The organism is Arthrobacter sp. 4R501 (assembly GCF_002929755.1).
GTDB lineage: Bacteria > Actinomycetota > Actinomycetes > Actinomycetales > Micrococcaceae > Arthrobacter.
The window spans coordinates 14,120-32,706 of sequence record NZ_PJIW01000023.1; the positions used below are offsets into that span (position 1 = coordinate 14,120).

Consider the following 18,587-nt stretch of genomic DNA (forward strand, 5'->3'; position numbering starts at 1 on the left):
CGCATCATGCCCCGACAGTCATCTGAGCAAGGAGGCAGACATGGCTGATCTGATGAAATGGTTTGATACCCGGCGCTCCCCCGTCGAGATGATTGAAAGACTTTTCGAAGGTGACACCGCGGCGTCGGGGATCCGCGTCGAAGAATCGGTTGACGGCAATACCCTGGTGGTCCGGGCCGAACTGCCTGGGATCGATCCGGACAAGGACGTCAGCGTGACGATCGTTGACGGCGCCCTTGAGATCAAGGCCGAGCGCAGGGAGAAGTCCGAGCAGAAAGACGCGGACAGCTACCGTTCGGAGTTCCGTTATGGTTCATTCGTCCGGAGGCTCGCTTTGCCCGATGGCGTTCAACAGGAGGACATCACTGCTTCCTACAAGGACGGGGTACTCGAGGTGCGGACACCGGTGCCGACGGCCGCACCGCAGCCCCCTTCGAGGAAGATCGAGATAACGCGCGGCTAACTGCAGGGCCGGCCACCGATCAGCCGAAGAGGACCGCTGCTTCCCGGTAACGGTCCTCTGGAACGGTTTTGAGCCGGCCCAGCGCAGCGTCAAATCCGACGTTAACGATGTTGGTACCGCGCAGGGAGACCATGGTCCCCCAACGACCGGCGGCCGCTGAATCCACCGCTGCCATCCCCAGTCGGGTAGCCAGCACCCGGTCAAAGGCAATGCGGGCGCCACCCCGCTGGAACTCCCACAGCGTTGATTCCTTGGTTTGACAGTTCCTGCGCCGCCGCCAGGGTTCCCTCTCCGCCGATGGCGACCAGTCCATCGATGCCAAGTCGGCGTCGGCTTTCGCGCACCGGTTCCACTCCGCCTGCCATGAGCGGATTGGTCCGTGACGTGCCAAGGACTGTGCCACCGAGATGGGCAATTCCCCGTACGGCATGCCTGGGCAAAGGCAGCACATCCCCTTCCAGTACCCCTCTCCACCCGTCCCGGAACCCAACGAAGTCATACCCGTGGGAAATGAAGCCGCTCAGCACGGCTCCGCGGATCACGGCATTTAGTCCGGGGCAGTCCCCGCCGCTGGTCAGGATGCCAAGCCTGGTCATCTTTGCTGGTTCTCGGCCGCGGCGATCACCGGAACCGTCTTGAGGTAGGTGTCGGGGTTCAGCGAAATGGAGTCGATGCCCTCCTTCACCAGGAACTCCGCGAAGTCCGGGTGGTTGCTCGGGCCCTGGCCGCAGATACCGATTTTGATCCCGGCTGCATGCGCCTTGCCGATGACCTGGGCGATCATCGACCTCACTGCTTCGTCCCTCTCGTCAAAAAGACCCACCAGCTGTTCGGAGTCGCGGTCAACCCCCAGGACAAGCTGTGTTAGGTCATTGGAACCGATGGAGAAGCCGTCGAAGCGCCGGGCGAATTCCGACGCGAGGATGACGTTCGAGGGGATCTCGCACATCATGTAGATCTGTAGTCCCTCCTCACCACGTACCAGGCCGTTTTCTGCCATGGCGTTGATCACCAGGTCTGCCTCGTGGAGGGTGCGGCAGAACGGAACCATGACAATGACGTTGGAGAATCCGATTTCCTCGCGCACCCTTTTTAGTGCCCGGCATTCCAGGGCGAATCCTTCCCGGTAGCGTTGGTCGTAGTAGCGTGAAGCCCCGCGGAAGCCCAACATGGGATTTTCTTCGGCGACTTCGAAGGAGCCACCTCCGATCAGGTGTGCGTATTCGTTGCTTTTGAAGTCGCTGAGCCTGACGATCACCGGGTGCGGGTGATAAGGCGCCGCGATCTTAGCGATGCCCGTGGCGAGGACGTCAACGAAGTACTCCCGCAGGTCGCTGTAGCCGTGTGTGAGCTCCCTGATGCGTGCAGCCTCGCCGAAGTCTGTGACCCGTTCAGGATGTACCAGCGCCATGGGATGGATCCGGATGAGGTTGCTGATGATGAATTCCATCCGGGCCAGGCCCACGCCTGCTGCGGGCAGGCGCCACCACTGGAAGGCGGCTGAAGGGCTCGCGATGTTGACCATGACAGCTGTCCGGGTCTCCGGCAGCGTGCCGAGGTCAACCTCTTCGACGTCGAAAGCGAGGGTGCCGTCGTAGACCTCCCCGTCTTCACCGCCCGCGCAGGACAGCGTGATGGGCATTCCCTCCTCAAGGACGGACGTGCCGTTTCCTGTCCCCACCACCGCGGGCACGCCTAGTTCCCTGCTCACGATGGCTGCATGGCTCGTGGGGCCGCCGTGGTCGGTGACGATGCCAGCGGCGCGCTGCATGATGGGAACCCAGTCGGGGTCGGTCATTTGGGTTACCAGGATGGCGCCGTCCCGGAATTTGTCGATGTCCCGGGCGTCCCGGACCACACAGGCGGAGCCGTGTGTGATCGATTCACCGATCGCGGCACCGGAAGCAAGCCGGGGGCCTGATTCGCGGAGGTGGTAGATGCGGAAAACGGACCCGCTGCGCCGCGCCTGAACCGTCTCCGGCCTAGCCTGGACCATAAAGAGTTCGCCGGTGGACCCGTCTTTGGCCCACTCCATGTCCATAGGACAGCCGTAGTGGTCCTCCACCGCCACAGCCCAGCGCGCGAGGACCAGAATCTCGGAATCCCTGAGAACAAAGGAGCGCCGCTCCAGTCCTGTTGTGTCGACTGTCCTGGTGCGCGCGTGCCCGCCCCGGCTGTAAATCATCTTCCGTTCTTTCGAACCGATCGTTTTCTCGATGATGGGTATAAATTGTGCGCTGGACAGCAGCGGCTTGAAAACCTGGTACTTGTCGGGGTTGATCGTACCTTGGACCACCGTTTCCCCCAGCCCCCACGCGGCGCTGATCAGGACGCTGCGCGGGAAACCCGACTCTGTGTCGATGGAAAACATGACTCCGGATGCCCCAAGGTCTGAACGCACCATCCTCTGCACGCCGATGGACAGCGCCACGTCCAGATGGTCGAACCCCTTGATTTCCCGGTAGCTGATGGCCCGGTCGGTGAACAGGGAGGCATAGCACCGCCTGCAGGCATCCATCAGCTCGCGCTCGCCGGCGACGTTAAGGAAGGTCTCCTGTTGGCCAGCGAAGCTCGCGTCCGGAAGGTCCTCTGCCGTGGCGCTGCTGCGCACGGCGACCGAAGCCCGGTCCTGCCCTCTCCGCTGTGACAGGGCCCGGTAGTGTTCCCTGATGTCGGCGGCGATGTCAGGCGGAAACTGTCCTTCAAGGATGAGCTCCCGGATGGTTTCGCCGGCTTCCCGCAGGCTGGTCCGGCCCGCCCGGTAGTCATCGATTGAAGCACGGATCCCGGGTTCGATGGCGTTCGCTGCGATGAACGCCCGGTAGGCGGAGGCTGTGGTGGCGAAGCCCTCCGGTACCCGGACGCCCGAACTCAGCAGGGAGCGGCTCAGCTCGCCCAGCGATGCGTTCTTACCTCCCACACTGGGCACATCGCCCATTCCTACGTCTTCCAGCCACACCACGTGAACGTCAGTCATCGTTGTTCTTGCCTTCATGGCTCGATCCTCCCGGGTGAGTAACGGCAGCAGCAGAGGCTTTGGTCCTGCGGACTCCGGCACGGGAGGGGTGCCGACCGGCTTAATTCCCCGCCGTCGTAGCTTCTTGTAACCCCAGTCCGTTGCCAGCACCGCCGGAACAGCCAAAGCGGCAACGCCGAATCCCAGGAGCGGCGGCGGGAGGTGTCCAAGTACGGCGGAAACAGGAACCACGTACAGGCACACCGTCAAAGCGGCGATTTCCGCCAGTACGGCCCACAGCAGCAGGCGATTGGTGAGCCAGCCCTGCTTCCAGGGCGGCAGGGTGGCGCTGCGGCAGGCGAAGGCATTGGCCAGCTGGCCAAGCACGACGGCGGTGAAGGCGGCGCCGGACGCCGCCATCACCAGATCGGAGCTTTGCGGGTCTCTGCGTACCCACCCGCCGCCGAACAGCACCACGGAAAAAGCAGTCATTTCCATGAGGGCTTCCACAGGGCCCAGCACGCAGAAGACCCGGAACATCAGTCGCCGGTCCATCAGGTGCCGTCTTTCGGGTGGCCGTTTCAGCACGCCCTTTCCTGGCGGCTCACCGCCAAGGGCGAGCGCGGGAAGCAGATCCGTGCCGATATCGAGGGCGAGGATCTGAAGGACGCCGAGGGCGAGGGGAAACTGGCCGCCGGACAAAGCCCAGATGACGAACGGTGTCAGTTCGGCAACGTTGTCCGTCAGGTGGTAGGTCAGGAACCGGTGAATATTGGAGTACGTGGCCCGGCCCTGTTCGATGGCCGCGACGATCGTAGCGAAGTGGTCGTCCAGGAGCACCAGATCGGCAGCTTCACGGGCAACGTCGGTTCCGCTGCGTCCCATCGCCACCCCGATGTCGGCTTCCTGCAGCGCGGGACCGTCGTTGACGCCATCACCTGTCATGGCGACCACGTGGCCGCGGCTTTGCAGCGCCTTGGCCACACGCAGCTTCTGTTCCGGGGAGACTCGGCTCACCACAATGCCGTCCCGGTCGAGCAAAGCGCCCAAGATCTGTTCGTCCTCAGGAAACTGCGATCCTTCTAGAACCAGTTCAGGTGATCCCATCAGGCCGATTTCCCGGGCTATGGCAGCCGCGGTGGCGGGATGGTCGCCCGTGATCATCCCGACCTTGATTCCTGCTTCGCGCGCTGTCCGGATCACCTCGGCCACATCCGGCCTGGGCGGATCGTGGAGGGCTATCAGCCCCAGCAAGGTAAGGTTCACTTCGGTCTCCTCGGGAGGGCGGGCCAGCCAGTCCTGCACTGGACCTGGCAGTTCCCGGACAGCGACTGCTATGACCCGCAGCCCCCGCGAAGCCATCGCTTCAACTTCTTCGGCCGAGGCACCTGCTGATCCTCCGCAGAGCGGCAGAACCGATTCCGGCGCCCCTTTCACGAAGAGGGTCGCGCCCATAATGGCCGACTCCCGGCGACGGCGTGGATCAAAAGCGAACCGTCGCGCAGGTTTCGCATCTTCCGGAGCGGACCCGGTCAGGCGGCGCGCCAGGACATCGATGGCAGCTTCCATCGGATCCCCTTCGGTCCTCCACTCAGTTCCGTGGAGGACAGCCCTGCCCTGCGAGGCTGCCCGGGCCGCGAGCGCAGTTCTAGTGGCCGCGGTGACCGCGGTTCCCTCGATGTCGGCATGCGGCTGGTAACCCTCCCCCGTCACCTTCACACGGCCGTCGGCGGTAAAGACTTCGACGGCATTCATCCGGTTCTGCGTCAGGGTTCCTGTCTTGTCGGTGCAGATGAAAGTGGTGGACCCCAGGGTTTCCACGGCCTCCAGGTTGCGTACCAACGCGTTCCGGGCCGCCATCCGTTGGGCCCCCATCGCCAGCGAAAGCGTGACGGTGGGCAGGAGCCCCTCAGGGACCAGGGCAACGGCAACGCCGATGGCGAAGAGGAAAGCGTCGCGCCAGGGGATACCCACCAGCAAAGACACTAGGAAGAAGAACCCTGCGACGGCCAATGCCACGGCTGCTATGAGCCGGACGATGCGGCGCAGTTCACGGGCCAGCGGGGTGGGCGGCGAGACGGTCCCGCTGGTCAGTGCGGCGATTCCGGCAAGCCTCGTGTCCCCGCCTGTGTGGGACACCACGGCGTCTGCTTCCCCGTTGACCAGGAACGTTCCGCCCCAGGCGCTGTCCCCGCTGGCCTTGGGAACGGCTTCACTTTCGCCTGTCAGCATGGACTCATCCACGGCACAGCCGGAGGCAGCAGCCAGGACGACGTCTGCCGGCACCCTGTCGCCCGCCGTGAGGACGACGGCGTCCCCCGGCACCAGTTCACTGGTGTGGACCCTTAGGAGGTGTCCATCCCGGCGGACGGAAACATCAGCGGGAAGCAGCCCCTGCAGTTTTGCGGCGGCGTGCTGGGCACGTTCCTGCTGGACGTGGGCGAAGATCCCGTTGACGACGATCACCACGATGATGGCGACGCCAAGCTGCGGCAGCCCTCCGACGAACGCGAGGGCGGCGGCGCACCAGAGCATCAGTGCAAAAAAATGCGTCAACTCGCCCAGGAGCTTCCGCCATTGTGGCACTGGCTTCGCGGGCGGGAGAACGTTGGGGCCGGACTCCCTCAGCAACGCTGCGGCCCGGTCAGAACTCAGACCTGTTGCGTCCAGCCCGGACCGCGGCGGATCCCCTCGTTGCGGCATGGATACTCCAAATTCGCGTAAAGCCTGGTTCGTTGACAGGCTTTCCCACATGGGGGGCCCCGTCTAGGGCCAAAGGTCATGGTGCGGATCCGGGACGGTCGTGGGGCCCGTGCCCGGCGTCGTGACCTTGGACCCTGTTCGCCCTCACCCGCCGGGACCATGCTTTGAGGAAGCCCGGCACGCACGGCATTCGAGGAGTGGATCATGGCCAAGGCCACTGAGGAGAAGATCATCGTCGGCGTTGACGGTTCTGACGCATCCATCGAAGCGCTGAGCCTGGGGTTCCGCTTGGCGCAGGCCCTGGGGACCCGTCTGGAAGCGTGGGGATGCTGGGAGTATCCGGTGGGTTATGAAGGGTACCTGACCATGGGAGTGGAAGGGTTCGCACACGAGGCTGAGGAGCATCTGGAGCAGGCACTCGCGAAAGCCTTTGGCCCCGAACGTCCACGCAATGTCAGTGCCAGGCTCGTCCACGGATCGGCACGCACGTCGTTGGTTGAGGGAAGCAGGGGCGCGTCCCTGCTGGTAGTGGGACGCCGCGGGCATGGCGGTTTCGCCGGCCTGCTGCTCGGATCAGTCAGCGCCGCCTGCGTTTCCCACGCGCACTGTCCTGTCCTCGTGGTGCACCCGCCCCGGCTGGAAGAACCCGGCACGTAGGTGAGTCCGGTCCGTTGGTGAGCCCCGCCGTCGTCCCTTGTCTTTTCTTCAGCCTGAAGCAAGCGGAAATTGCCGTGTCTCGCCCGGGCCCAGAAAGACACGTTCGGGGCCGACCTGCAGGCAGATGGCGGGGGCGTCACCGGGAGCTGCAGAGACGGTCAGCTTCCCGTGCTCGAGGCTGATTGCGAGCAAATGGTCCCGGTAGCGGACATGGAAACTGACCGTTCTTATTCCCTTGGGCATCTTCGGAGCGAAAAGGAGCGCGTCACTGGTAATCCTGAGGCCGGCGAAGCTCCGCTGCACCACGTCGATGGTTCCCGCCATGGCACCAAGGTGGATGCCTGCCCGTGTGGTGCCTCCCTGCGTGTCGTCAAGATCGGCACTGAGCGCTTCACGGAAGGTACTCCACGCCCGGTCCGGATCCCTTGCCGCCAGCACTGAGGCGTGGGCCACCCGGCTAAGGGTGGAGCCGTGCGCCGTGCGTGCCAGGTAGTAGTCGACCGTCTTTTCAAGCTGCGTGGCGGACACGTCATAGCCCAGGCCGGCCAGGAAGAGCGTCAGTTCCTTCTCGCCCAGGACGTAGAGCAGCATCAGCACGTCAGCCTGCTTGGCCAGCCTGTACCGGTTTGTGCTGTCTCCCTCGGCCTCGAGGATGAGGTCCAGGCGTTCGATGTTGGTGTAGGCGTTCCGGTAGTGCTCCCAGTCCAGTTCCTGCAGGTCTTCGTAGCCGGCGAACTGGCTGATGATGCCGTCGTGGAACGGCACGAACATCCGTTTGCTGACGTGCAGCCACTCCGCGATTTCCGAGCGGTCCAGCATGAGGCGTGCCTGGAGGTCCTCAAGGTCGTGACCGTGGAGCAGGGACATGATCCCGCAGGCCTGTGCGCAAACCCATGCGGCCATGACGTTTGTGTACGCGTTATCGCTGAGCCCTGCGCCGAGGTCCGGGTAGCCGGTGTGATACTCATCCGGACCCATGATTCCCCGGAGATGGAACCGGTCCGTTTCCTGGTCGTATTCCGCCATGGACGCGACGAGCCGCGCCACTTCGAGAATCAGTTCGGCGCCGTGGCGCAGGAGCCATTCCCTGTCCTGGGTGGCCAGGTAATACTGCCACGCGTTGAACGCGACAGCGAGGCCCGCGTGCCGCTGCAGATGCGAATAATCAGGTACCCACCGGCCGGAACGCCGGTTGAAGAGCCAGTGGGGAGTCTCCTCCCTCCCGTCACTTCCGCTCTGCCAGGGGAAAAGCGCTCCGCGGAGTCCAGCTGCTGCGGCGGCCTCCCTGGCCGCCGGGAGCCTGCGCCACCGGTAGTTGATGACGGAGCGCGCCACGGAGGGCATCCTGGAGGTGAGCAGGGGCAGTACAAAGAGCTCGTCCCAGAAGATGTGGCCACGGTAGCCCTCGCCGTGCAGCCCGCGCGCGGGCACGCCCGCGTCCAGTTCAGCGGTGTGCGGGCTGAGCGTCTGGAGCAGATGGAAAACATGGAGGTTCAGGATCAGCTGCACCTGCGGGCCGCCGTCGATATCGATGGCGAACAGGCCCAGCAGCCTTCGCCAGGCGTCCTCGTGCTCGGAGAGCAATTGCTCAAAGTTGTGGCTGGCGGTCCTGAGGACGTTCCCCGCCGCCAGTGCCGGCGAGGAAACTGCCCGGTCGCGGGAGGTGAACATGGCCGCAGTCCTGGTGACCACCACCGGCTCGGCGTCGGCCAGCCGCAATTCCCAGGTTCTGTAACTGACCCCCTCCTCCTCACCGGGATCGCCGTTGCCGGTCTGTCCGGAGATTTCCGTGCGCAACGCGGTGGCGATCCTGATGTGGCTTTGGCTGGTTTCCACTTCAACTATCGGGATCGGTTCAGCAGGGTGCGGTACTTCCAGCCTGACCAGATGTTGGTGGGCCAGCAGCGCGTCCTCCGGTACGTTCTCGTTGGTGATGCCGCAGTCCACTCCACTGCGGATCACTGCGGACCCGCTCCAGCCCAGAGCCGTCAAAGTTGTTTCCAGCACCATCAGGTGTGGTTGGGCCATGGACACGAGCCTGCGTTGGCCCACTGACATTCGCCGCCCGTCGGGCGCCTCCAGCATCACATCCCTTTCAAGGGTGGCCCTGCGCATGTCGAGCACCCGCCGTTCCCGGTGAATTTTCAGGCCGCCCCGGGACCACCAGTCCGTTCCGTCCAGCCGGAGGTCCAGCACCAGAGCGTTGGGCGCGTTCACCATGTGCTCGTCCTCGACATCCTGGTCCTGCACCCTGCTCACCAGGCGGTTGTAGACACCGGCAAGGTACGTTCCCGGATAGTGGACCTCGCTTTTTGTGCTCTCGGGAGCTGCGCCGCGGACGGCCAGATAGCCGTTTCCGAGCGTCGTCAGCGACTCCCTATGGCCTTCGTGGGCGGGATCGTAGCCTTCATAGATGAGACGCCACGGGTCGGTGAGGACACGGCCGAGATCCAATTGGCTCACATCAGTCAGTACGACGTCGGCACCTGCCGCCTCCAGTTCGACTCTCCGGTCCGCCCGGTCGATGCCCACGACCAGGCCGAAGCCGCCGCGGCGCGCCGCTTCCACACCGGCTATGGCATCTTCGATCACCACCGCGCGGGCTGGTGCGACTCCTAAACGGTGGACGATATCGAGAAACACCGCGGGGTCGGGTTTACCTGGAAGTCCCAGCTCCCCGGCGATGACGCCGTTCATGACGAGGTCGAATGAGCCCGAGAGGCCTGCCGCCGCCAGGACGGCGGATGCATTGCGGCTTGACGTGGCCACAGCCACGGGGATCCGTTCCGAGCGCAGTCTTTCTATGAGCGCAACCGTTCCCGGAAAGGACCTGACGCCGTCGCGTTCCAGCCGCTCTTTGAACAGCTGGTCCTTGTGTTTGGCCAGGCCGTGAACTGACCAGCTTCCAGCCGCGTCCGCACGGTTGCCCGCGGGCAGGGTGACGCCCCGGGACGCCAGGAAGGATGTCACGCCGTCTTCCCGGGGCCTGCCATCCACGTAATTCAGGTAATCACCGCCGGTGAAAGAGTCCTTTCTGGCTTCCGACGGAATCCGCGGATCGCCCAGGACCTCGTCGAAGAGCTGCTTCCACGCCGCCTCATGGACAGACGCTGTGTCCGTCACGACGCCGTCCAGGTCAAAGATGACTGCGTCAAAACGGGACAGTGCCGCGGAAGCGGTGGGTGACGTGGTCATCTCCGGTCCTTGCCTTCCACCAAGGCGCGCACGAACGGTGCCTTGCCCAGCGGTGTCCGTTCCAGCTGTTCAACTACCCCCACCTCAAGCGGAATAGGGGCAGCGCCCGCGGCGGTGAGTGCGCCTTCCACGTCTGCCCGGATGCTCTCAGTGGTGCTCCCCGGAGTGACTCCGGCGAGCAGAATCCGCAACCGGGCAGGTTCCTGGATAACCTGCCATCCGGAGGGGGCGGCCTGATCCAGGACATGATGGAACACATTGGGGTGGATGTTGACCGTGCCCTGCCTGCCGGGCAAGTGCAAGATGTCCTCAAGCCGCCCTTCAATACCTTCCAGCAGGGTGAAGGACCGTCCGCAGGGGCAGCCGCGGCCGCCCAGGCTGATGGAATCGGACATCTCATAACGGATCAGGGGCAGGGTCCGGGAGAACAGGACGCTGACCAGGATCCTGGCTCCGGTGGTTCCGGGCGGCACGGCAGCGCCGGCCTGGTCTACGGCTTCGACGATGAGCAGGTCCTCGTAGACGTGGCGGTTCCGGTACCGGCAGGGGGAAGCGATTCCAGCCGTTTCGGTCGCGGCATAGACATCGAAGGGGGCCGTTCCCCACGCCGCTTCAAGTTCCGCGGCCGCCTGCGGGGTCAGCACCTCAGAGGCGGACATCACCCCTTGGGGGGAGATGCGGAGGCGGCCGGCGAGCTGTTCGGCGGCGAGGGGCAACAGGCCCGAGGCGTAGCCGACGAGCACACGGGGCTGGAAGCCCTTTAACGCCGCCACGGTCTCCTGCATCGTGGCGGTGACGTCGAGGCGGAGCGTGGGGACCAGTGCGGAACGGAGCGACGCGCCGACTACCGCGGACTGGTGGGTGGGCACGAGGGAACTGACCAGAGCCACTTTCAGGGGCCGGCTGAGGCCCGCAGGGATTCCGGCCCAGTCATAGGCCCGGGCATAGGAGGCGAGGACGGTGGCCCACTCAGAGCGGCCCCAAAGGAAGGTTCCGCGCCGCCCGGTGGTTCCGGCTGTCGCTGCCGCCCACCAGCGTCCCTTCGACGGTATCCCGGGGTCTCCCCCATCCTGCGTCAGCGACCGCAGATGATCCTCAAGCAGTGCAAGTCTGAGTCCAGGGACGGTGACGGCGTCGTCAAAGTTCTCCATCAGGTCCGCTTTGGTCACCGGCGGCAGCTGATCCAGAGGTGTATCAAAAAGTCCGGCGTGGTGGCGGCGATAGAACGCCGATCTTTTATATGCAGCGTTCCGCAGTTCCCTAAGGGCCCGCTGCTGGTGATCCCCGATGCGGGCGGTATCCCAGTGGTCCCGCGGCCGCCATGCGGCCCGAAGGAAGAGTACCCGGGACACGAGGCGAAGGTCCATGTCACGGTCACCGGGCAGCTGCCGGCCGGCACGGGCGGCCGCGGGACCGGCGTCCCGGCAGGCCAGGCGATTTGGGGTGGGAAACGCTACGCCTCATCTGTTGGGTCCGCGTCGGAGAACGGAGAGCCTGGAGGTGTATTCAGTCTCGTCGATTTCTCCGCGGGCAAACCTTTCGGCCAGCAGATCCTCGGCATGGCCAGGGCCTGAGCCGGGGGTGGCTTCAGTGTCGCGGCCCCGGTTGCCTGGTCCGAGGGCACGGGCCAGGAGAACGACGGCGGCGATGACAGCGCCCCAGAACAACACAAAACTGATAACCATAAGGAAGTAGCCCCAGCCGCCCATATTCCCGTTCCAAAACATCATTTCGAGTCCTCCGGTGCAGGCCGGGGAGCAATCGCACCGGCTCTGGGTTCACTGTCACCCGGACCGCGTTGCCAAGCCAGAGGCTTTGGTCCCGGTGCCGCTGGCGTCAAGACCAACGCAGGACCCGTAGGCACCGGAGGGTGGCAACGCGGCTCGGTCCGGGCGGTTCAAGGGAGAACCACTGCTTGCCGGGATATGGCGGGTAACGCTTCCATCGGCCGTCCTGACCCCGGGCTATGCGGACCTTCTCCACAGCGTCTGCGAGGCGGGGATCGGGCGGGGAGCCGCTCGCCCTGAAGTACTCAAGTCCGCGGAGAATGTCGACATGCCAGTGTGGGGGGAACGGGAACCGGGTGAATTCACTCCTGGCAATCCGGCCAGTTGTGTGTGAGCGGTACAGGTGATGGAGGAGGAAGAACGCCCGTCCCTTTTCGGATGCTTCCTGCACATCAATCGATCCGCCTGCAAGACCATAGGCAAGAAGCGCCTCGAGAACGGTGATGCTGGTGTGGAAGGAGCCGTGCCGGGAACCCGTCCTGATGGCCCGGCAGTTCCAGCCGCCGTCGGCGAGCTGCTCCTGCAGCAACCAGGTCACCGCGGTGTCTACACGCGGGTCCTCGTATCGGAAATGGGAGGCCAGCGCTACAAGCATGCCTGTGATGCACGTTTCCGGCGTACTGGATCCGAAAGTAAGTCCTCCATTGGTGTACATGGCGCCTTCCCAGAGGCATCGGCAGCCGCGATTGGCCCTTGTGTCCCCGGCCGGAAGGCCCAGCCAGCGAAGGAGGAGGAGGGTGTATGTCGTGGACGTCCACTTGGGCAAGTAGAATCCGTGCGCCCACGTACCGCCATCATCCTGGGCAGCCAGCAGCTGGGCGCCCCACCCCTCCGTTGCCACGCGTGCCCGTTCAGCGGCCACCGCGTCCGGGGGCGCGCCCACGAGGTCCTGAAGCACCTGCCATCTCACGGCCGGATCGCCCTCAAGCAACCACTCGGTAACCTCCTGTGTCGGGGAACTGGGAGGCGCCGTTCCTGCCGGGTCTTGCGGGACTGGGGGCTCAGTCATGGGAGCAACCCTGACCGCGGCTCCTGATGCATCGCTTCTCCCACGTCCTGGGCCGGGAGCTCGTTGGCCAATGGCCTCCGGGCCTCGAAACTCCTGGCCCCTCAACTTTACGTCTCCAGCAGCGTCCGGGTAGGTCTTCCGCGCGGATTCCGTGACTTTCGGCTCTGATCCAGGCCGGGCGCAAGTTTAGGAGATAGGGGAAACACGTCGGTGGGCCGACCCTTAAGCCGGCGCAGGGTCGGTGTGATGGTGGTGGCCGGTGCGGTGGGACTCATGAGATGTTCTCCTTCGACGCTGGTCCTGCGGGGTGTTCGGTGCGTTTGGCCAGTAGCTCGTCATAAGCACTGACCGATGGCAGGGGACGGGCGTCCGGCGGCAGCCCGGCTATGACCGCGGCGGGATCCATAAGCCTGCGCTGAGTGAGGCTGACAACCAGTTGCACATTCACGTCATCGTGAGCACCGGGGTGACGGTCCGAACCGGACCCACCCGCTGTCATGCCAGCAGCGTGTCTGCGGGCTTCGACCGCGACGACGTCGGCACTGACAGCGCCCACCCCGAGCGCCGAGGTGATTCCTGCAATGACATCGGAGGCGTCCATTGAGCGGTGGAGCAGGAGCACGTCGATGAGTTCACGGGTCCCGTCGGCATCACCGTTGACCCTCCTGGAGGAAGCCCAGAAGGCCTCATGGGCGCTGGTGAACGCACCGGCCTCCCGCGCCCGGGCCAAGGCAGTGGAACCTGGCAGTGCGCCGGGTTTGGTCTTGAGGACCTCGAGGTAGTGGTCCAGTTGGACCGACTGCCCGTGTTTGGCCACGATCCGCTGATGTCTGGCGGCCACGGCCCGGCCTTCGAACACCACGACCTCGGGTGCCCGTAAGGACACCCGGAGTCTGCGTCCGATGAACCGTGCTGGGACGGAGTACCTCATCATCCGCACAGTGATCATCGAGGACCGGTCCACCCTGGGTGTCAGCACCAGGCCCGGGTCGAAGACCTCTGCGGGCAGCGGCGCCAGGAAGGGCTGTTCGGCGGCGAAGTCCTGGCCGATCGTGCGGTTCCGGTCATTGATCCGCCGCCGGTCGTCCTAGGCTTCCCAGACCCGGATCCTGTCGTTGAGCTCATCCAGGGATTCAGTGACTGGCATGGGTGAGAGCCGGTTGCGGCGGAACCAGCCCACCTCGCCCTCGACCCCGCCTTTTTCGTGCGCCCCAGCGATGCCGGGCTGGCAGTAGAAAGGGTCGAAGCCGTAGTGCGAGCGGAACAGCACCCATCGGTCATTTTTCCTGCCGCTGCCTGCCCTGACCGAACACCACCGCGGTAACAGCACTGGTGAGGTTGTCATACCTGATGTGCTTGGTCGGGACGCCGCCCAATGCATTGAATGCTTCAACGTGGCCTTCCAGGAAAGCCTCCTGGGCCTGCGTCGGATAGATCCGGTGGATGGCCCTACCCGAGTGAGAGAGCCGGAGGATGAACATGTGGCACTTCGTTTTCACGCCGTTCAGCACGACCCAGACTTCACCGAAGTCCACTTCGGCCTCCGCGCCCGGCGCGTGTTCCTGAGGGACGAACGCTTCAATCCGACGGCCGGCCTCAACATCGATCTGGGCCCGGCGAACCCTCACGTAGTCACGCACGGTCGAATACGACAACTCCTCCGCGCCGTGCTCCTCAATGAGCCGGGCCAGGACCCTTCGGGCGGTATGGCGCTGCTTCCGCGGCGCCTTCGTATCCTCGATGAGCATCGCGTCGATCGCCGCCTTGAACGGCTCCAGCCGCCAGGCCACCCCCTGCCGCGGTTTGCGTTCCGGAGGGGCAGCTGATTCCAGAGCCTGCCTCACCGTTCTTCGATGAACCCCGTGCCGGACCGCCAGCGCCCGGACCGACAGGCCCTCGACCCGGGCGTCCCTTCGAATCTGCGCGAACAACTCCACTCTCGACTCCATCCAGACCAGCCTTCCGCCGCATCCATCCACTGATGAATCCAAGGTTGAAGGCGGGGCCACATATAACCGTCACAAATGCCCGGCGAGTCACGAAGTGGGGCCAGAGATAACCGTCCTACCGGGGCCATCCAAACCTGTCACAGTCACAGCTCGTCGCGGGCGATGCCGCTGTTGCTGATCGCACGGCCCACCGTTTCCTCGTTCTGGTACGCGGCTGCGGTGTTCAGCGAACGGCACCCGGCGGCGAGCGCTTCGCTGACGGCCTGCTCGGTCTGGTCCTCGGGGATCTGGTAGACGCCGACGCCAAGGATCGGCATTTCGACTCGGCGTCTCCGGGGTCCGACTCCCGGTACGCACCGTGACTTCCTCGCCAACCGCCCGGTGCTGCTGGGAGTTCACCGTGGCCCAGGTGGAGTGGACGGATGCGTCGTCCGACTGGAACTGCACCCTCATCTTGCGCTGCGAGGCCTGGGACTCGTCGTTGAACTGCGTGATGACTCCAACGGCACGCTGCCCAGTCGGGACAAGTTCGGCGTCGGCGTTGATCTGGTAATTGCCAACCATGAGGACTGGCCCGAGGAGAATGACCAGCGCCGCCGTGACGCCGGAACGCTCCGGCGTGCCCGTGCCTTCCAGCGACCCGGGGGCCCACGGCTAAGCCGATTCCGTGGGACATGGCCTTCGCCTGCTAATGTGGTGTTGACATTTCAACACTTCATGTTCGCATAGCTACTAATGCGCATGGCCACGACTTCCCGGGAGCAATATGGACCTGTCACCGTCCTTCAAGGCCTACGACGTGAGGGGCCTCGTCGGCGTCTCCATCACCGCGGAAAGCGCCGAAGCGGTGGGCGCCGCGTTTGTGGACGTGCTGGGACTGTCCGGCCAGACCATCGCCTGCGGCGGGGACATGCGCCCCTCCTCCCCCGACTTCAGCAGCGCTTTCGCGGCGGGTGCCGCCCATCGCGGCGCTGACGTGAAATCGCTCGGCCTCATCTCCACCGACGAGCTCTACTTCGTGTGCGGCTCCCTGGACATGGCGGGGGCCATTTTCACTGCGAGCCACAACCCCGCGGAATACAACGGGATCAAGATGGCCAAGGCCGGTGCCGTGCCCGTGTCGTCAGAAACCGGGCTCAATGCCATCCGGGACCTGGCCCAGCAGTATGTCGACCGCGGGATCCCCGCAGCCGCGGCCAAGGGCACCGTGTCCACGCTTGACGTGCTCGCGGGTTACGCCGAAAAGCTCCGCTCGCTGGTGCCCCTGGATACCGTCCGGCCGCTGAAGGTGGTGGTGGATGCCGGCAACGGCATGGCTGGCCTGACCGTTCCCGCGGTCCTTGGGGACCAGTTCCACCCTGCGTTGCCGCTCACTGTTGTGCCGCTGTACTTCGAGCTCGACGGGACGTTCCCCAACCATCCTGCCAACCCCCTTGAGCCGGAGAACCTCCGCGACCTGCAGGCCGCCGTCATCGCCCACGGCGCCGACATTGGCCTGGCCTTCGACGGCGACGCCGACCGCTGCTTCGTGGTCGACGAGAACGGAAGGCCAGTGACGCCGTCGGCCGTTACGGCATTGATTGCCGTCCGGGAGATCCGCCGCGCCCAGGCCGCCGGGGAAGCCGAGCCGGTGATCATCCACAACCTGATCACCTCGCGCGCGGTGCCGGAAATTGTTGCCGCGACGGGCGGACGGCCGGTCCGGACCCGGGTGGGGCATTCCTTTATCAAGGCTCGGATGGCCGAGGAGGGCGCGGTGTTCGGCGGCGAACACTCGGCCCACTACTACTTCCGCGACTTCTACAACGCGGACACCGGCATGCTTGCCGCCATGCACGTCCTGGCCGCCCTCGGCGAGCAGGAGCGGCCCTTGTCCGAACTGGCCCGCGAGTTCGACCCGTACGCGGCCAGCGGCGAAATCAACTCATCCGTGGACGGCGTCGATGGCAAGGTGGCGGACGTGCGGGCCAGCTACGCGAACGGTGCCGTATTCGATGAACTCGACGGGCTCAGCGTCAGCAGCGACGCCGGGGACTGGTGGTTCAACCTGCGGGCCTCCAACACGGAGGAACTGCTGCGGCTGAACGTCGAAGCGGCCGACGCCGCCACCATGGCACAGGTGCGCGACGCCGTCCTGCAGCAGATCCGTGCCTAGCGGCCCAGCACCACGTTCACCGGCTCCGCGCCCGCCAGCAGCAACGAGATCTGCTGTCTGACCAGCCGGACCATCCGCGGGAACATCGCCGAGCTCGCTCCGCCCACGTGCGGGGTGATGAGCACACCGGGAGTGGTCCACAGCGGGTGGCCGGCCGGCAGCGGCTCGGGGTCGGTGACGTCCAGCGCGGCACGCAGCCGTCCGGTCGACGTCTCAGCCAACAGGGCATCCGTGTCCGCCACCGGGCCGCGGGCCACGCTCACCAGCAGCGCCCCGTCCGGCATCGCAGCCAGGAACTTTTGGTCCACCAGCCGGTGTGTGTGCTCACCCAGGGGCACACTCACCACCACGATGTCGTGCAGCGGCAACTTCTCGTACAGCGCGTCGATCCCGTGGATCCGGCCCCGCTCGTCGTCCCGTTCCCTGCTTGCCATCCGCGTCACGCGCGTTTCGAACGGCAGCAGCCTGGCCTCGATGGCCTTGCCCACTCCCCCGTAACCGACCAGCAGCACGCGCCGGTCCGCCAGGCTGGGACGCTGGCGGTTGTCCCAGGTCCCCGTCGCCTGGTTCCGCACGAAGTCGGGCATCCCGCGCTGGCTGGCGATCATTATGCCCAGGGCGAGTTCCGCCGTCGAGGTCTCGTGGACCCCCGCCGCGTTGGCGAAAAAGCAGCCCGCGGGTAAAACGGCCGCTACGCCGTCGTACCCGATCGACTGGCTCTGCACCAACCCCACCTCAACGCGTCCAGCGCGCCCAGCGCCGCGGGCTTGCCCATGTAGGGCGGCACCAGCAGGTCGAACCGGCCCGACGGCGGCGGCCCGGTGAGGTCCCACAGGACAAAGTCGACGCCGGCAATCGGCTCGAGCGCGTCCAGCATCTTCCGGTCGGGCAGGGCCACCCGCAGCGGCGCGCTCACGCGGCCACCACGATCTTGACGTTGGCGGCACGCAGCGCGTCCTCGATCTCCCGGGGCGGCGGCGCGTCCGTGACCAGCACATCCACCGCGTCGAACGCGGCGAGCCGGGCCAGCGCGTACCGCAACATTTTCTGGTGGGTTGCCACCACCACCACCTGTTCAGCTGAGTCCATAAGGGCGATCTTAGTGGCGCGCTCCACGTCCCGTTCGATGTAGAACGCCTCGTCGTGGAGCCCGCTGACGCCGATAAACGCCGTTTTGGCCCGGAGGCCAGCGGCGGCGGTGACCGTCATGGGCCCGTTGAAGGCCTGGCTGTCCAGGAGCAGCTCACCGCCCAAGCAGATGGTCCGCGCGGCCGTCAGCTGCAGGCAGCGCTGGATGGCGGGGGCCGAGTGCGTGATGATGGTGCCCGCAAACGACGCCGGCAATTCCTGGGCGATCTGGTACGTGGTGGTTCCGGCGTCCAGGATGATGGCGTCCCGATCGCTGATCATCGACACACAGGCCCGCGCCACCCGCTGCTTCGCGTCGGAGTCCTCCCGGACCCTGGCCGCGAAGTCCGCGTTCTGCCCGCTGGCGTTGACCGCACTGACGCCGCCGTGCACCACCCGCACCAGACCCTTCTGGGACAGCACGCGGGTGTCCCGCCGGACTGTCATGTCCGAGACCGCGAACGTTTCGGCGAGGTCCATCGTGGAGATGAATCCCCGCCGCTCGAGCTGGTCCAGGATGGTGCGCTGGCGGGGCGTCAGCGGCGCCTCTTCATGTGAGCTGCTCATATCCCCTTCTCCTGCTTC

The 18,587-nt window shown here is 65.3% G+C and carries 10 protein-coding genes and 5 pseudogenes; 3 read left to right on the forward strand and 12 right to left on the reverse strand.

Going from position 1 to position 18,587, the window contains the following annotated elements:
* Positions 1-40: 40 nt before the first annotated feature.
* Complete coding sequence (locus tag CXR02_RS19125; protein WP_104063468.1) at positions 41-463, forward strand: Hsp20/alpha crystallin family protein; 423 nt, start codon at positions 41-43, stop codon at positions 461-463.
* Between the two features lie 19 nt (positions 464-482).
* On the opposite strand, the pseudogene CXR02_RS19130 reads toward CXR02_RS19125, so the two are convergent.
* The 3 genes and pseudogenes from CXR02_RS19130 to CXR02_RS19140 all read right to left on the reverse strand — a co-directional run.
* Positions 483-1,059, reverse strand: a pseudogene (locus CXR02_RS19130) (6-phosphofructokinase).
* The gene (gene ppsA, locus CXR02_RS19135) at positions 1,056-3,440 is read right to left on the reverse strand and encodes a phosphoenolpyruvate synthase (protein ID WP_104063469.1); all 2,385 of its coding nucleotides are present in this window, start codon (positions 3,438-3,440) and stop codon (positions 1,056-1,058) included. The pseudogene CXR02_RS19130 and the gene ppsA overlap by 4 nt, the downstream one beginning before the upstream one ends.
* A gap of 132 nt (positions 3,441-3,572) precedes the next feature.
* Positions 3,573-6,173: pseudogene (locus CXR02_RS19140) on the reverse strand (cation-translocating P-type ATPase); the annotation flags it as partial.
* A 153-nt stretch (positions 6,174-6,326) separates the two neighbouring features.
* Between CXR02_RS19140 and CXR02_RS19145 the strand changes: the two are divergent.
* A complete protein-coding gene (locus CXR02_RS19145) occupies positions 6,327-6,779 on the forward strand; it encodes a universal stress protein (protein ID WP_104063428.1) in 453 nt (150 codons plus the stop codon).
* Positions 6,780-6,827: 48 nt separating this feature from the next.
* Here CXR02_RS19145 and CXR02_RS19150 read toward each other — a convergent pair whose 3' ends face one another.
* The 7 genes and pseudogenes from CXR02_RS19150 to CXR02_RS23310 form a co-directional block, all read right to left on the reverse strand.
* Positions 6,828-9,974: an HAD-IA family hydrolase gene (locus tag CXR02_RS19150; RefSeq protein ID WP_104063429.1), complete on the reverse strand. Its 3,147-nt coding sequence runs from the start codon at positions 9,972-9,974 to the stop codon at positions 6,828-6,830.
* Positions 9,971-11,143, reverse strand: coding sequence for a phenylacetate--CoA ligase family protein (locus CXR02_RS19155; RefSeq protein ID WP_258061127.1), 1,173 nt, complete (start codon positions 11,141-11,143; stop codon positions 9,971-9,973). Before CXR02_RS19155 ends, CXR02_RS19150 begins: the two co-directional genes overlap by 4 nt.
* Before the next feature lie 291 nt (positions 11,144-11,434).
* Positions 11,435-11,704, reverse strand: a complete 270-nt coding sequence (locus CXR02_RS19160) for an SHOCT domain-containing protein (RefSeq protein WP_219816451.1) — start codon at positions 11,702-11,704, stop codon at positions 11,435-11,437.
* Between the two features lie 106 nt (positions 11,705-11,810).
* Positions 11,811-12,770: a hypothetical protein gene (locus tag CXR02_RS19165; RefSeq protein ID WP_146072568.1), complete on the reverse strand. Its 960-nt coding sequence runs from the start codon at positions 12,768-12,770 to the stop codon at positions 11,811-11,813.
* Between the two features lie 271 nt (positions 12,771-13,041).
* Positions 13,042-14,719: pseudogene (gene istA, locus CXR02_RS19170) on the reverse strand (IS21 family transposase).
* A 143-nt stretch (positions 14,720-14,862) separates the two neighbouring features.
* Complete coding sequence (locus tag CXR02_RS19175; RefSeq protein ID WP_146072569.1) at positions 14,863-15,036, reverse strand: aldo/keto reductase; 174 nt, start codon at positions 15,034-15,036, stop codon at positions 14,863-14,865.
* A 43-nt stretch (positions 15,037-15,079) separates the two neighbouring features.
* Positions 15,080-15,355: pseudogene (locus CXR02_RS23310) on the reverse strand (DUF3592 domain-containing protein); the annotation flags it as partial.
* A 130-nt stretch (positions 15,356-15,485) separates the two neighbouring features.
* Between CXR02_RS23310 and CXR02_RS19180 the strand changes: the two are divergent.
* Positions 15,486-16,874, forward strand: coding sequence for a phosphomannomutase/phosphoglucomutase (locus CXR02_RS19180; RefSeq protein WP_104063432.1), 1,389 nt, complete (start codon positions 15,486-15,488; stop codon positions 16,872-16,874).
* On the opposite strand, the pseudogene CXR02_RS19185 reads toward CXR02_RS19180, so the two are convergent.
* Positions 16,871-17,790, reverse strand: a pseudogene (locus CXR02_RS19185) (2-hydroxyacid dehydrogenase). The gene CXR02_RS19180 and the pseudogene CXR02_RS19185 sit on opposite strands and share 4 nt — an antisense overlap.
* Complete coding sequence (locus CXR02_RS19190; RefSeq protein WP_104063433.1) at positions 17,787-18,569, reverse strand: DeoR/GlpR family DNA-binding transcription regulator; 783 nt, start codon at positions 18,567-18,569, stop codon at positions 17,787-17,789. Before CXR02_RS19190 ends, CXR02_RS19185 begins: the two are co-directional and overlap by 4 nt.
* Positions 18,570-18,587: the final 18 nt, after the last annotated feature.